Below are 14,150 nucleotides of genomic sequence, written 5' to 3'. Positions count from 1 at the left end.
CGCCTGCCTTGCGAAACAGGCGCGGGCACACAAATCTTGTTGGGAGTTTCACTCATGGCAGTTGCCTCCGGTGCCTATAAGAAAGCCCTCGAGGGTGACCAGCAACCCAAGCAGGTGCTGGTCAAGATCGATCGGGTCACGAAAAAGTTCGACGAAACGGTCGCCGTGGACGATGTTTCCCTGGAAATCCGCAAGGGCGAGATCTTCGCCCTGCTGGGCGGTTCCGGTTCCGGTAAGTCGACCCTGCTGCGCATGCTGGCCGGCTTCGAGCGCCCGACCGACGGGCGGATCTTCCTCGATGGCGTAGACATCACCGACATGCCGCCTTACGAGCGGCCGATCAACATGATGTTCCAGTCCTACGCGCTGTTCCCGCACATGACCGTGGCGCAAAACATCGCCTTCGGCCTGCAGCAGGACAGGATGCCCAAGGCCGAGATCGACGCGCGCGTCGCCGAGATGCTCAAGCTGGTTCACATGACCCAGTATGCCAAGCGCAAGCCGCACCAGCTGTCCGGTGGCCAGCGCCAGCGGGTGGCCCTGGCGCGCTCGCTGGCCAAGCGGCCCAAGTTGCTGCTGCTCGATGAGCCGATGGGCGCGCTGGACAAGAAGCTGCGCTCGCAGATGCAACTGGAGCTGGTGGAGATCATCGAGCGCGTCGGCGTGACCTGCGTGATGGTGACCCACGACCAGGAAGAGGCCATGACCATGGCCCAGCGCATCGCCATCATGCATCTGGGCTGGATTGCCCAGATCGGCTCGCCGGTGGACATCTACGAGACCCCCACCAGCCGTCTGGTGTGCGAGTTCATCGGCAACGTCAACCTGTTCGAGGCCGAAGTCATCGACGATGCCGAGGGGCACGCGATCATCGCCTCGCCCGAGCTCGAGCGTAAGATCTACGTCGGTCACGGCGTCTCGACCTCGGTCGAGGACAAGCACATCACCTATGCACTGCGCCCGGAGAAGATGCTGGTGACCACCCAGCAACCGGACTTCGAGTACAACTGGTCGCGCGGCAAGGTTCACGACATCGCCTACCTGGGTGGCCACTCGGTGTTCTACGTCGAGCTGCCGAGCGGCAAGATCGTCCAATCCTTCGTCGCCAACGCCGAACGCCAGGGCGCCCGCCCGACCTGGGGCGATGAAGTGTACGTGTGGTGGGAAGACGACAGCGGCGTGGTACTGCGGTCATGAAACTGCGCAAGCTCAAGCGAGCCTTCCAGCGCATTACCCCGCAGGGGCGGCACCTGGTGATCGGTGTGCCGTTCATCTGGCTGTTCCTGTTCTTCATGCTGCCGTTCTTCATCGTGCTGAAGATCAGCTTCGCCGAAGCCGACGTGGCCATCCCGCCATATACCGAGATTTACAGCTACGTCGAGGACAAGGTCCAGTTGGTGCTGAACCTGGCCAACTACGGGTTGCTGACCGACGATGAGCTGTACATCTCGGCCTACCTCGGTTCGTTGAAGATGGCGTTCTTCAGCACCTTGCTGTGTCTGCTGATCGGCTACCCGATGGCCTATGCCATCGCCAATGCCAAGAAGGAGACCCAGACGGTCCTGCTGTTGCTGATCATGATGCCGACCTGGACCGCGATCCTGATCCGCGTCTATGCCTGGATGGGTATTCTCAGCAACAACGGCTTGCTCAACGGCTTCTTGATGTGGCTCGGATTGATCGACCAGCCGCTGCAGATCCTCAACACCAACCTGGCGGTGTACATCGGCGTGGTCTATTCGTACCTGCCGTTCATGATCCTGCCGCTGTTCGCCAACCTGGTTAAGCACGACCCGAGCTTGCTCGAGGCTGCGTCCGACCTGGGCTCGAGCACCTTCAACAGCTTCTGGAAAATCACCGTACCGCTGTCGAAGAACGGCATCATCGCCGGCTGCATGCTGGTGTTCATCCCGGTGGTGGGCGAGTTCGTGATTCCTGAGCTGCTGGGCGGCCCGGAAACCCTGATGATCGGTAAAGTGCTGTGGCAGGAATTCTTCAATAACCGTGACTGGCCGGTGGCCTCGGCCTTGGCAGTGGTGATGCTGTTGATCCTGATCGTGCCGATCCTGCTGTTCAACCGTAGCCAGGCCAAAGAGATGGAGGGCAGGGCATGAAGCGCTTCAGTTTCTCCAAGCTGATGCTGGTGCTCGGCTTGCTGTTCATTTACCTGCCGATGCTGATCCTGGTGATCTACTCGTTCAACGCCTCGAAGCTTGTGACGGTGTGGGGTGGCTGGTCGGTGAAGTGGTACGTCGGCCTGCTCGACAACACCCAGCTGATGGGTTCGGTGATGCGTTCGCTGGAAATCGCCTGCTACACCGCGGTAGCTGCGGTGGCGTTGGGCACCCTGGCGGCGTTCGTGCTGACAAGGGTCACCCGCTTCAAGGGACGCACGCTGTTCGGTGGCTTGGTCACCGCGCCGCTGGTGATGCCCGAGGTGATCACCGGCCTGTCGCTGTTGCTGCTGTTCGTGGCCATGGCGCAGATGATCGGCTGGCCCGAGGAGCGTGGCATCGTCACCATCTGGATCGCCCACACCACGTTCTGCGCGGCCTATGTGGCGGTGGTGGTGTCGGCACGCCTGCGAGAGCTGGACCTGTCGATCGAGGAAGCGGCCATGGACCTGGGTGCCAAGCCGTGGAAGGTATTCTTCCTGATCACCATCCCGATGATCGCGCCGTCCCTGGCGGCTGGTGGGATGATGTCCTTCGCCCTGTCGTTGGACGACCTGGTACTGGCAAGCTTCGTGTCCGGGCCGGGCTCGACCACGCTGCCGATGGAGGTGTTCTCGGCTGTGCGTCTGGGCGTGAAGCCGGAGATCAACGCCGTGGCCAGTCTGATCCTGCTGTCGGTATCGATAGTGACCTTCCTGGTCTGGTACTTCAGCCGCCAGGCCGAGGAACGCCGTCGTAAAGCCATTCAGCAAGCCATCGAGGAGGGCGCTGCGGCCAACGCTTCGCAGCCGCAGGTCAAGCGCCCGGTCCAGGCAGCAGCTTCGGCCTGATCGGCCTGTTCGCGGGTAAACCCGCTCCTACAGGGTCATGTGCAGTTTTCAAGACCTGCGCAGTACCTGTGGGAGCGGGTTCACCCGCGAAGGCCCCACCACCGATTCAGAGCCATACAGCATCCCAGTGTGGATAGTCCCTGACATTTCTGACGAGCCCAGCCCGCAATGGGTTGGCAACGATGTACCTGGCTACGTGCCGGATACTCTCCTCGCGCCGCAGAGCGCGGTCCTGGTAGCCGGGTTGCCAGATGGGATTGTGCTTCACACCTGCCCGGCGTAATGCGATGCCGGTACGAGACTTGAACCTGCGCATCAAGGTAGCCAAAGTCACCTCCTTCAACTCAATCAACCAATGCAGATGGTCTGGCATGAGTACCCATGCTAGCGTCAGGCAATCCTGGGTTTGATGGGACAGGCGTAGCTGATTGATGACCAGACGAGCATGGTGCAAGTCATGGAACAGAGGCTCGCGCTGATGGGTCACGGTCGTGAGTAGGTAGAGTCTGCCGGGCTCCGAAAAGCGACCTTGGCGTAGCAGGTAGGATTCAGCTAGCGACATCGCGTTCGTCCTTGAAAGCAAATGGTTTGCGAACACTAGCGCTTCTGACAAGGGACTACAGGGGCTGATGGTTACTGGATATGGCTGGAGTGCGGCATGGGCCCCTTCGCGGGCAAGCCCGCTCCCACACGCGCTGCACTGGCCTTGAGACAGCGCGGTACCTGTGGGAGCGGGCTTGCCCGCGAAGGGGCCGGCAGCGCCAACCCATTCTTAGCCTGCGCCACACCACTGCTTCGCGCCCCGGCAATGATGTTTATCGAACCCTGATCTACGCTAAGAGTCGCATCTCACAAATCATTTGTGCGCAAGCTAGGAGCCTGCATGACGGTGACTCGTCCGCTGTTGGTCGTTGCCCTGGGGCTGTTGTCTGTGCTCGTCGGGTGTAGCAAGGAAGAGACTCCCGAGGTGTTGCCCCGGGTTGGAGTGCTGCAAGTCAAACCCACCGATTTCGCCGCGCGGGTGACGCTCACCGGTGACGTGCAGGCTCGCGTACAGACCGACTTGTCGTTCCGCGTCGGCGGCAAGATCATTTCGCGTAGCGTCGATGTCGGCGACCACGTCAAGGCCAATCAGGTGCTGGCGCGGCTCGACCCCAAGGACCTGCAGAACAATGTCGATTCGGCCAAGGCCGAGGTGTTCGCTGCCCAGGCCCGCGTGACCCAAACCAGCGCCGCCTTCGTCCGTCAGCAAAAACTGCTGCCCAAGGGCTATACCAGCCAGAGCGAGTACGACGCAGCCGAAGCCTCGTTGCGCAGCAACCAGAGCGCGCTCAAGGCCGCCCAGGCACAACTGGCCAACGCCAAGGAGCAACTGGGCTACACCGCACTGGTGTCGGAAGCCGATGGGGTGATCACCGAACGCCAGGCCGAGGTCGGCCAAGTGGTGCAGGCGACCATGCCGATCTTCAGCCTGGCCCGCGATGGCGAACGCGACGCCGTGTTCAACGTCTACGAGTCGCTGCTGGTGGCGCCGCCCAGCGATGCCGGGGTGATCGTGAGCCTGCTCGACGATCCCAAGGTCAAGGCCCATGGCTATGTCCGTGAAGTCACCCCGACCGTATCGGCACAGAGCGGTACGGTCGAGGTCAAGGTGGCGCTCAAGGATGTACCACCGCAGATGCAACTGGGCGCGCCGGTGACTGCCAGCACCAACGCCCAGGGCCGGCCGAGCATCGAACTGCCCTGGTCGGCGCTGACCAAGGCCTTGCATGAACCGGCGGTGTGGGTGGTCGGGGAGGGCGACAAGGTCGAACTGCGCAAGGTCGAGGTCACCCGCTACCTCACGGGCAAGATCGTCGTCGCCAGCGGGCTCAAGAGCGGCGAGACCGTGGTGGTCAACGGCGGCCAGTTGCTGCACCCGGGCATGCAGGTGGAAAAAGTCGACGGCAACGCCCCGGGAGGTGAGCTATGAGGCATTTGCCGTTGATGCTGGCCGCCAGCCTGCTGGCTGCCTGCGGTAGCGAAGAGCAAGCGCCGGAGCCGATCCGTCCGGTGCTGTCGATCAAGGTCGAGCCCCAGGTGCAGACGCAACTGGGCCGTTTCGCCGGCACCATCCAGGCCCGTTTCGAGAGCACCCTGGGCTTTCGCGTGTCCGGACGCATCGCCCGGCGGTGGCTGGATGTCGGCGCCCAGGTCAAGGCAGGGGATACCCTGGCCACCCTCGACCCGACCGATCAGCAGAACCAGTTGCGCGCTGCCGAAGGCGACCTGGCGCGGGTCCAGGCGCAATGGATCAACGCCCAGGCCGATGCGCGCCGCCAGCAACAGCTCTACGACCGGGGCGTAGGCGCCCAGGCCCAACTGGACATCGCCCAGACCAACCTCAAGACCACCGCTGCGTCGCTGGAGCAAGCTCGCTCGGCGCTCAGCCAGGCCCGCGATCAGCTCGACTACACCACCTTGCGCAGCGACCATGCCGCAGTGATCACCGACTGGAAGGCCGAAGCCGGGCAGACGGTCAGCGCCGGCGAGGCAGTGGTCACCCTGGCCCGCCCGGATGTGAAAGAGGCGGTGATCGATCTGCCCATCGGCCTCGCCGAGCAGTTGAGCAAGGGGCTGACTTTCACCGTCGCCTCGCAGCTGGAACCAAGCATCAACACCACCGCCAGCCTGCGTGAACTGGAGCCCCAGGCGGATGCCACCACCCGCACCCGACGGGCCCGGCTGACCCTGGCCAGCACCCCGGCGGCCTTCCACCTCGGCACCGCGATCAGCGTGACGCTCACGTCGCAGGTCACGCCGCGCAGCGAACTGCCTCTCAGCGCCTTGCTCGAGCGCGACGGCAAGCAGCAAGTGTGGGTAATCGACCCCGCCAGCAAGACCGTGACCACTCGCGATGTCGCCGTGATCGATCGTACCGATCAGACCTTCATCCTCGACGCTGGGGTTCAACCCGGGGAGCGAGTGGTGACGGCCGGAGTGAACAGCCTCAAGCCTGGCCAGAAGGTCGCCTTCGAAGAGGATGCACAATGAAAGGAAGCTTCAACCTCTCCGATTGGGCGCTCAAGCACCAGTCCTTCGTCTGGTACCTGATGTTCGTCGGCCTGTTGATGGGGATCTTTTCGTACTTCAACCTGGGCCGCGAGGAAGACCCTTCCTTCACCATCAAGACCATGGTCATCCAGACCCGCTGGCCGGGCGCGACCCAGGACGAAACCCTCTACCAGGTCACCGATCGCATCGAGAAGAAGCTCGAGGAGCTCGATTCGCTGGACTACACCAAGAGCTACACCCGACCTGGCGAGTCCACGGTTTACGTCTACCTGCGCGACACCACCAAGGCCGCCGACATCCCGCAGATCTGGTATCAGGTCCGCAAGAAGATCAACGATATCCGTGGGCAGTTCCCCGAAGGCATCCAGGGTCCAGGCTTCAACGATGAGTTCGGCGACGTGTTCGGCTCGATCTACGCCTTCACCGCCGACGGCCTGACGTTCCGTCAGTTGCGCGACTACGTGGAGCAGGCTCGGGCGGAGGTGCGCGATGTGCCCAACATCGGCAAGATAGAGCTGGTCGGCACCCAGGACGAGGTGCTCTATCTGAACTTCTCGACCCGCAAGCTGGCGGCCCTCGGCATCGATCAACGTCAGGTGATGCAGGCCTTGCAGGCGCAGAACGCGGTGACCCCGGCAGGGGTGATCGAGGCCGGGCCGGAGCGTATCTCGGTGCGTACCACCGGTCAGTTCGCCTCGGAAAAAGACCTGCAGAACGTCAACCTGAGGATCAACGACCGCTTCTTCCGTCTGGCAGATATCGCCGACATCGAACGCGGCTACGTCGACCCACCCTCGCCGATGTTCCGCTACAACGGCCAGCCCGCCATCGGACTTGCCATTGGCATGAAGGCTGGCGGTAATATCCAGGTGTTCGGTGCCGCGCTGAAGAAGAAAATGGACAGCGTGGTGGAGGACTTGCCGGTGGGCGTGGGCGTGCACACCGTGTCCGACCAGGCCGTGGTGGTCAAGCAAGCCGTAGGCGGTTTCACCAGCGCGTTGTTCGAGGCGGTGGTGATCGTGTTGGCGGTGAGTTTCGTCAGCCTGGGCATGCGTGCCGGGCTGGTGGTGGCCTGCTCGATTCCATTGGTGCTGGCCATGGTGTTCGTGTTCATGGAGTACAGCGGCATCACTATGCAGCGGATCTCGCTGGGGGCGCTGATCATTGCCCTGGGCCTGCTGGTGGACGATGCGATGATCACCGTGGAGGTCATGGTCACGCGCCTGGAAATGGGCGAGAGCAAAGAACAGGCGGCGACCTTCGCCTACACGTCCACGGCGTTTCCCATGCTCACCGGAACCCTGGTGACCGTGGCCGGTTTCGTGCCCATCGGGCTCAACGCGAGTTCGGCCGGCGAATATACCTATACGTTGTTCGCGGTGATCGCCGTGGCCTTGCTGGTGTCATGGGTGGTGGCCGTGTTCTTCGCCCCAGTGCTTGGCGTGCACATCCTCAGCGCCAGCAAGATCAAGTCTCACGAGGCCGAGCCAGGGCGCGTGGGCCGGGCCTTCGAGCACGGTCTGCTGTGGTGCATGCGCCATCGCTGGTTGACCATCATCGGTACGGTGCTGCTGTTCGTGCTGGCGATTTTCTGCGAACGCTTCGTGCAGAACCAGTTCTTCCCCTCATCCGACCGCCCGGAGATCCTGGTCGACCTCAACCTGCCGCAGAACGCTTCCATCGAGGAAACCCGCAAGGTGGTCGATCGGCTGGAGGCCAGGATCAAGGACGATCCGGACATGTTGCATTGGAGCACCTACATCGGACAGGGCGCGATTCGTTTCTACCTGCCTCTGGATCAGCAACTGCAAAACCCTTACTACGCCCAGTTGGTCATCGTCAGCAAGGGCTTGGAGGAGCGCGCGGGCATGATGGAGCGCCTGCAGAAGCTGCTGCGCGAGGAGTTCGTCGGCATCGGCACCAATGTCCAGTCGCTGGAGATGGGACCGCCGGTTGGCCGGCCGATCCAGTACCGGGTCAGTGGCAAGGACATCGACCAGGTGCGCAAGCACGCCATCGAGCTGGCCACCTTGCTCGACCATAACGAACATATCGGCGAGATGATCTACGACTGGAACGAGCCGGGAAAAGTGCTGCGCGTGGAGATCGCCCAGGACAAGGCCCGTCAGCTCGGGCTATCGTCCGAGGACGTGGCCAATGTGATGAACAGCATCGTCAGCGGTGTACCGATCACCCAGGTCAACGACAACATCTACCTGATCGACGTGGTCGCCCGCGCCGAGGACAGCGAACGTGGCTCGCCCGATACCTTGCAGAACCTGCAGATCCTCACCCCCAACGGCACCTCGATTCCGCTGCTTTCATTCGCCACCGTACGCTACGAACTGGAGCAACCGCTGGTGTGGCGGCGTGATCGCAAGCCCACCATCACCATCAAGTCGTCGGTGACCGGCGATATCCAGCCCACCGACCTGGTGGCCCAGCTCAAGCCGGAGATCGACAAGTTCGCAAGCGAACTGCCGCCCGGATACGAAGTGGCCACCGGCGGTACGGTGGAGGAAAGCGCCAAGGCTCAGGGGCCGATCCGCAAGGTCATCCCGCTGATGCTATTCCTCATGGCGACGTTCCTGATGATCCAGCTGCACAGCGTGCAGAAGCTGTTCCTGGTGATCAGCGTGGCGCCGCTGGGTCTGATCGGCGTGGTGCTGGCGCTGGTGCCCACGGGCACGCCGATGGGCTTCGTGGCGATCCTCGGGATCCTGGCGCTGGCAGGCATCATCATTCGAAACTCGGTGATCCTGGTGACCCAGATCGACGAGTTCGAGGCTCAGGGCCTGGCGCCCTGGGATGCCGTTGTCGAAGCCACCAATCACCGCCGCCGTCCCATCCTGCTGACGGCTGCAGCGGCGAGCCTGGGCATGATTCCGATTGCCAGGGAGGTGTTCTGGGGGCCGATGGCCTACGCCATGATCGGCGGGATCATCGTCGCCACGTTGCTGACGCTGTTGTTCCTGCCGGCGTTGTATGTGGCCTGGTACAAGATCCGTGAGCCGCAAAAACAGGGCTGAAGCCCGGCGCAATCCCCTGTAGGAGCGGGTAAACCCGCTCCTACAGAGTCCGGTTTATTTTTGGTTATATAAAAATTCTTAATCAGTATTTTTAAGAATAACTCAGCCTCACTACTATCGCCCTCAAGCCAGGCGCAAATCCTCCTTCGAACCTCTGCCCGGCCCCCTTATTCACAGGAGAACGAGCATGAGCGCATCGCTGCGTAGCATCGACGGCCAGGACGAAGCCACCATTCTGCGAGAGATCCAGAGCGCACTGCGCGATCTGCGTTTCGGTGCGGTGGAGATCACCGTGCACAACGCTCAGGTGGTTCAGATCGAGCGCAAGGAGAAGTTCCGCCTGCAACAGCCCGGCAACAAGTCCGGCTGATTTCGCGCTACCTCCAAAACTAGAAAAATGCCAATCGGGAGCTTCACCATGTCCATCCGCCGTTATGCGCTCGCTGCCCTGGCCAGCGCTGTTTTTGCCGGTTCCGCCATCGCCAAGGACTACGAACTGCTCAACGTGTCCTATGATCCGACCCGTGAGCTGTATCAGCAGTACAACGCAGAGTTCATCAAGCATTGGCAGCAGTCTCATCCCGACGACAAGGTCAAGATCCAGCAATCCCATGGCGGTTCCGGCAAGCAGGCGCGTGCCGTGATCGATGGCCTGCGGGCCGACGTGGTGACTTTGGCCCTGGCCGGCGACATCGACGAGATCGCCAAGCTCGGCAAGACCCTGCCGCAGGATTGGCAGACCCGGCTGCCGGACGCGAGCACGCCCTATACCTCGACCATCGTGTTCCTGGTGCGTAAAGGCAACCCCAAGGGCATCAAGGACTGGGGCGACCTGATCAAGAAAGACGTTTCGGTCATCACTCCCAACCCGAAGACCTCCGGTGGTGCCCGCTGGAACTTCCTCGCCGCCTGGGCCTACGGCCTGAAAGCCGGTGGCAGTGAGGCCAAGGCCAAGGAATACGTGCAGGAACTGTTCAAGCACGTGCCGGTGCTCGACACTGGCGCCCGTGGCTCGACCATCACCTTCGTCAACAATGGCCAGGGCGACGTGTTGCTGGCCTGGGAAAACGAAGCCTTCCTGGCATTGAAGGAAGAGGGCGGCGCCGACAAGTTCGACATCGTCGTACCGTCGTTGTCGATCCTCGCCGAGCCGCCAGTGGCCGTGGTCGACAAGAACGCCGAGCGCAAGGGCAACACCGAGATCGCCACCGAGTACCTCAAGCATTTGTACAGCCCGGCTGGCCAGAAGATCGCTGCCGAGAACTTCTATCGACCACGGGACGAGAAGGTCGCTGCCGAGTTCGGCAAGCAATTCCCGAAACTGGACCTGGTGACCATCGACAAGGACTTCGGAGGCTGGAAAACCGCGCAACCCAAGTTCTTCAATGATGGTGGTGTGTTCGACCAGATCTATCAGGCACAGTAAGGGCTGCCAAGCAGCGCCAGGATTTGAAAGCCTGCACCGGCCCGGGATTGCCTCCGGGCTTCGTGCGTTCAACCAGGGATACTTATGTCACGTCGCATTTCCCCCGTCATACCCGGCTTCGGGCTGACGCTGGGCTACACCTTGGTGTACCTCAGCCTGATCGTGCTGATACCGCTGGCCGCCATGTTCGTGCATGCCGCCCAGCTGACCTGGGAGCAGTTCTGGAACATTGTCAGTGCGCCGCGTGTAATCGCGGCGCTCAAGCTGAGTTTCGGCACCGCTCTGTTTGCCGCCCTCATCAATGGTGTGATCGGCACCCTGCTGGCTTGGGTGCTGGTGCGCTACACCTTTCCTGGGCGCAAGATCATCGATGCGATGATCGACCTGCCGTTTGCCTTGCCCACTGCCGTGGCCGGTATCGCGCTGACTGCCCTGTACGCGCCGGCTGGCTGGGTCGGGCAGTTCGCCACCGACCTGGGCTTCAAGATCGCCTATACCCCGCTGGGTATCACCCTGGCGCTGACCTTCGTCACCCTGCCGTTCGTGGTCCGCACGGTGCAGCCGGTGCTGGCGGACATCCCGCGTGAAGTGGAAGAGGCCGCCGCCTGTCTGGGCGCCAAACCCTGGCAGGTATTCCGCCACGTGTTGGCGCCGGCATTGCTGCCAGCCTGGCTGACCGGCTTCGCCTTGGCCTTCGCCCGGGGTGTCGGCGAGTACGGGTCGGTGATCTTCATCGCCGGCAACATGCCGATGAAGACCGAGATCCTGCCGCTGCTGATCATGGTCAAGCTCGACCAGTACGACTACACCGGCGCCACTGCCATCGGCGTCCTGATGCTGGTGGTTTCCTTCATCCTGCTGCTGCTGATCAACCTGCTGCAGCGCCGCATCGAAACCCCTTGAAGGAGGCCGGCATGTCCAGTTCGTCCCTGAGCGTAAGCGCCGCCGCCAATGCCGCCCGCCGCGGCAGCGCCACGTCCCGGCGGATCCTGATCGGCCTTGGCTGGCTGGTGTTCGCGCTGTTCCTGTTGCTGCCGCTGGTGATCGTGGTGTCGCAGGCGTTGAAGAACGGTTTCGGTACCTTCTTCGAGGCCATTCTCGAGCCCGATGCCTTGGCCGCCCTCAGGTTGACCCTGCTCGCCGTGGTCATCTCGGTGCCGCTGAACCTGGTATTCGGCGTCAGTGCGGCGTGGTGCGTGAGCAAGTACACCTTCCGAGGCAAGAGTGTGCTGGTCACGCTGATCGACCTGCCGTTCTCGGTATCGCCGGTGATCGCCGGTCTGGTCTATGTGCTGATGTTCGGTGCCCAGGGCCTGTTGGGGCCTTGGTTGCAGGACCGCGACATACAGATCGTGTTCGCCCTGCCCGGCATTGTCCTGGCGACCATCTTCGTCACCGTGCCCTTCGTGGCCCGCGAGCTGATCCCGCTGATGCAGGAGCAGGGTACCCAGGAGGAAGAGGCCGCTCGCCTGCTGGGTGCCAATGGCTGGCAGATGTTCTGGCATGTGACCCTGCCGAACATCAAGTGGGGCCTGATCTACGGCGTGGTGCTGTGCACTGCGCGGGCCATGGGTGAGTTCGGCGCGGTGTCGGTGGTTTCGGGCCACATCCGCGGTGTGACCAACACCCTGCCGCTGCATGTGGAGATCCTCTACAACGAGTACAACCATGTCGCGGCCTTCAGTGTGGCCAGCCTGTTGCTGATCCTGGCGCTCTTCATCCTGCTGCTCAAGCAGTGGAGCGAGAACCGTATTAACCGCCTGCGCCACAGCGCAGCGGAGGAATAATTCATGTCGATCGAAGTTCGTAACGTCAGCAAGCGATTCAACAGCTTCCAGGCCCTGGACAACATCAACCTGGATATCAACAGCGGTGAGCTGGTGGCCCTGCTGGGTCCGTCCGGTTGCGGCAAGACCACCTTGCTGCGCATCATCGCCGGCCTGGAGACCCCCGATACCGGCAATATCGTCTTCCATGGTGAGGATGTATCCGGCCACGACGTGCGAGATCGCAACGTCGGATTCGTGTTCCAGCACTATGCGTTGTTCCGCCACATGAGCGTGTTCGACAACGTCGCCTTCGGCCTGCGCATGAAGCCTAAAGGCGAGCGCCCGAGTGAGAGCAAGATCGCTGAAAAGGTGCACGAGCTGCTGAACATGGTTCAGCTCGACTGGCTGTCGGATCGCTACCCCGAGCAGCTGTCCGGTGGCCAGCGCCAGCGCATCGCCTTGGCCCGGGCCCTGGCGGTGGAGCCCAAAGTGCTGTTGCTCGACGAGCCGTTCGGTGCCCTCGACGCCAAAGTGCGCAAAGAGCTGCGCCGTTGGCTGGCGCGCCTGCACGAAGACATCAACCTGACCTCGGTATTCGTTACCCATGACCAGGAAGAAGCCATGGAAGTGGCCGACCGCATCGTGGTGATGAACAAGGGTGTGATCGAGCAGATCGGCTCACCGGGCGAGGTCTACGAGCAGCCTGCCAACGACTTCGTCTATCACTTCCTCGGCGATTCCAACCGCCTGGCCTTGAGCGAGGGACATCATGTGCTGTTCCGTCCGCACGAGGTGTCGCTGTCGCGTCACGAAACCGAAGGGCACCACGCTGCGCAGGTGCGTGACATCCGACCGCTGGGCGCGACCACGCGGGTCACCCTGAAGGTGGAAGGGCAGAGCGAGCTGATCGAGGCCGAAGTGGTCAAGGACCATGACAGCCTGGCCGGTCTGGCCCGTGGCGAGACACTGTTCTTCCGACCCAAGGTTTGGCAGAAAGTGGCGGATATCTGAGGCGAAGTCGTTGCATGAGAACCCAGGGGCCGCTTTGCGGCCCTTCGCGGGCAAGCCCGCTCCCACAGGTTTGGCGCAAAGTTCAGTAACTGCGCCATCCTGTAGGAGCTAACCGGGGCCGTTCTGTTTCTGCGGTTAAAACATAAGGTTATTAATAAATAGCTTCTTATTCCTTTACTGATATATCCGCCGCCGTGATACTGGAGGCCAAGCACGCAAACTTCACGGAGGCGTCCCCATGCGCAATGAGTCGATACGCTACCTGATCGTGCCGGGCTGGCAAGGGTCCCCAGACAACCATTGGCAAAGTCACTGGCAGCGCACCCTGCCCAACAGCTTCCGGGTCGAGCAGGAGGATTGGCTGACCCCACAGCGTGGCGACTGGGTGCAAGCGCTGGAGCAGGCGATTGTCGCCGACCGCTCGCCGGTGATCTTGATCGCCCATAGCTTGGGCTGCATCACCGTCGCCCACTGGGCCGCACGCGCCAATTCGGCTCTCCTGCGGCGGGTTCGTGGTGCTTTGCTGGTGGCCCCTGCGGATGTAGAGCGGCCCACTTGCGCACCGGCCCTGCGCAATTTCGCGCCGATCCCACAGCAGCCGCTACCCTTCCCCAGCCAGGTGGTCAGTTCGGACAACGACCCGGCGGTAAGCGTGCCTCGGGCACTGCACTTGGCCCAAGCTTGGGGGGCGGAGGCGGGCTTGTTGACCAATGCCGGGCACATCAACGTCAAGTCAGGTCACGAGCGTTGGGAGCAGGGCTTCGCCTACCTCTATCGCCTGCAAAGCCGCATCGAGCAGCGGGCGCTGCGTCGCGCCTGATCGTCCCTACCGCTCACCGATTGCCTGACACCCGGCC

General features: G+C 62.3%; 13 protein-coding genes. 12 read left to right on the top strand and 1 reads right to left on the bottom strand.

The window, feature by feature from the left end:
- Nucleotides 1-54: 54 nt before the first annotated feature.
- From potA to E2H86_RS04715, 3 genes are read left to right on the top strand one after another with little or no spacing between them, the layout of a single operon-like run.
- Entirely contained in the window at nt 55-1,197 is a 1,143-nt protein-coding gene (gene potA, locus E2H86_RS04725) for a polyamine ABC transporter ATP-binding protein (protein ID WP_133325242.1), read from the top strand.
- A complete protein-coding gene (locus E2H86_RS04720; protein ID WP_133325240.1) occupies nt 1,194-2,114 on the top strand; it encodes an ABC transporter permease subunit in 921 nt (306 codons plus the stop codon). The genes potA and E2H86_RS04720 overlap by 4 nt, the downstream gene beginning before the upstream one ends.
- On the top strand, nt 2,111-3,004 hold the full coding sequence (locus E2H86_RS04715) for an ABC transporter permease subunit (RefSeq protein ID WP_133325238.1): 894 nt from the start codon (nt 2,111-2,113) through the stop codon (nt 3,002-3,004). The genes E2H86_RS04720 and E2H86_RS04715 overlap by 4 nt, the downstream gene beginning before the upstream one ends.
- A gap of 106 nt (nt 3,005-3,110) precedes the next feature.
- Here E2H86_RS04715 and E2H86_RS04705 read toward each other — a convergent pair whose 3' ends face one another.
- Nucleotides 3,111-3,566 (bottom strand): REP-associated tyrosine transposase, encoded by a 456-nt coding sequence (locus E2H86_RS04705; RefSeq protein ID WP_133325236.1) that lies wholly within the window; start codon nt 3,564-3,566, stop codon nt 3,111-3,113.
- Between the two features lie 321 nt (nt 3,567-3,887).
- Between E2H86_RS04705 and E2H86_RS04700 the strand changes: the two genes are divergently transcribed.
- From E2H86_RS04700 to E2H86_RS04660, 9 genes are all read left to right on the top strand, one after another.
- Complete coding sequence (locus E2H86_RS04700) at nt 3,888-4,976, top strand: efflux RND transporter periplasmic adaptor subunit (protein ID WP_133325234.1); 1,089 nt, start codon at nt 3,888-3,890, stop codon at nt 4,974-4,976.
- Nucleotides 4,973-6,037 carry an efflux RND transporter periplasmic adaptor subunit gene (locus E2H86_RS04695; protein ID WP_133325232.1) on the top strand — a complete coding sequence of 355 codons (1,065 nt, stop codon included), beginning with the start codon at nt 4,973-4,975 and terminating at the stop codon, nt 6,035-6,037. The genes E2H86_RS04700 and E2H86_RS04695 overlap by 4 nt, the downstream gene beginning before the upstream one ends.
- A complete protein-coding gene (locus E2H86_RS04690) occupies nt 6,034-9,087 on the top strand; it encodes an efflux RND transporter permease subunit (protein WP_133325230.1) in 3,054 nt (1,017 codons plus the stop codon). The genes E2H86_RS04695 and E2H86_RS04690 overlap by 4 nt, the downstream gene beginning before the upstream one ends.
- 187 nt (nt 9,088-9,274) lie before the next feature.
- Nucleotides 9,275-9,457 (top strand): sulfur starvation response protein OscA, encoded by a 183-nt coding sequence (oscA, locus tag E2H86_RS04685; RefSeq protein ID WP_016489716.1) that lies wholly within the window; start codon nt 9,275-9,277, stop codon nt 9,455-9,457.
- Between the two features lie 48 nt (nt 9,458-9,505).
- A complete protein-coding gene (locus E2H86_RS04680; RefSeq protein WP_133325228.1) occupies nt 9,506-10,513 on the top strand; it encodes a sulfate ABC transporter substrate-binding protein in 1,008 nt (335 codons plus the stop codon).
- A gap of 84 nt (nt 10,514-10,597) precedes the next feature.
- Nucleotides 10,598-11,416, top strand: coding sequence for a sulfate ABC transporter permease subunit CysT (gene cysT / locus E2H86_RS04675; RefSeq protein WP_133325226.1), 819 nt, complete (start codon nt 10,598-10,600; stop codon nt 11,414-11,416).
- Between the two features lie 11 nt (nt 11,417-11,427).
- Complete coding sequence (gene cysW / locus E2H86_RS04670; protein ID WP_133325224.1) at nt 11,428-12,300, top strand: sulfate ABC transporter permease subunit CysW; 873 nt, start codon at nt 11,428-11,430, stop codon at nt 12,298-12,300.
- Between the two features lie 3 nt (nt 12,301-12,303).
- The gene (locus tag E2H86_RS04665; protein ID WP_133325222.1) at nt 12,304-13,293 is read left to right on the top strand and encodes a sulfate/molybdate ABC transporter ATP-binding protein; all 990 of its coding nucleotides are present in this window, start codon (nt 12,304-12,306) and stop codon (nt 13,291-13,293) included.
- Between the two features lie 238 nt (nt 13,294-13,531).
- On the top strand, nt 13,532-14,113 hold the full coding sequence (locus E2H86_RS04660) for an alpha/beta hydrolase (RefSeq protein WP_133325220.1): 582 nt from the start codon (nt 13,532-13,534) through the stop codon (nt 14,111-14,113).
- The last annotated feature ends 37 nt before the right edge of the window (nt 14,114-14,150 follow it).

This window comes from Pseudomonas putida, from assembly GCF_004357765.1.
Lineage (GTDB): Bacteria > Pseudomonadota > Gammaproteobacteria > Pseudomonadales > Pseudomonadaceae > Aquipseudomonas > Aquipseudomonas putida_U.
This window is presented reverse-complemented; position numbering and strand designations above follow the sequence as displayed.

Coding starts and splice junctions, on each gene's coding strand:
- E2H86_RS04680 (WP_133325228.1), top strand. CDS start 9,506: ATGTCCATCCGCCGTTATGCGCTCGCTGCCCTGGCCAGCGCTGTTTTT.
- E2H86_RS04700 (WP_133325234.1), top strand. CDS start 3,888: ATGACGGTGACTCGTCCGCTGTTGGTCGTTGCCCTGGGGCTGTTGTCT.
- E2H86_RS04705 (WP_133325236.1), bottom strand. CDS start 3,566: ATGTCGCTAGCTGAATCCTACCTGCTACGCCAAGGTCGCTTTTCGGAG.
- cysT (WP_133325226.1), top strand. CDS start 10,598: ATGTCACGTCGCATTTCCCCCGTCATACCCGGCTTCGGGCTGACGCTG.
- E2H86_RS04720 (WP_133325240.1), top strand. CDS start 1,194: ATGAAACTGCGCAAGCTCAAGCGAGCCTTCCAGCGCATTACCCCGCAG.
- E2H86_RS04715 (WP_133325238.1), top strand. CDS start 2,111: ATGAAGCGCTTCAGTTTCTCCAAGCTGATGCTGGTGCTCGGCTTGCTG.
- potA (WP_133325242.1), top strand. CDS start 55: ATGGCAGTTGCCTCCGGTGCCTATAAGAAAGCCCTCGAGGGTGACCAG.
- cysW (WP_133325224.1), top strand. CDS start 11,428: ATGTCCAGTTCGTCCCTGAGCGTAAGCGCCGCCGCCAATGCCGCCCGC.
- E2H86_RS04665 (WP_133325222.1), top strand. CDS start 12,304: ATGTCGATCGAAGTTCGTAACGTCAGCAAGCGATTCAACAGCTTCCAG.
- E2H86_RS04660 (WP_133325220.1), top strand. CDS start 13,532: ATGCGCAATGAGTCGATACGCTACCTGATCGTGCCGGGCTGGCAAGGG.
- oscA (WP_016489716.1), top strand. CDS start 9,275: ATGAGCGCATCGCTGCGTAGCATCGACGGCCAGGACGAAGCCACCATT.
- E2H86_RS04695 (WP_133325232.1), top strand. CDS start 4,973: ATGAGGCATTTGCCGTTGATGCTGGCCGCCAGCCTGCTGGCTGCCTGC.
- E2H86_RS04690 (WP_133325230.1), top strand. CDS start 6,034: ATGAAAGGAAGCTTCAACCTCTCCGATTGGGCGCTCAAGCACCAGTCC.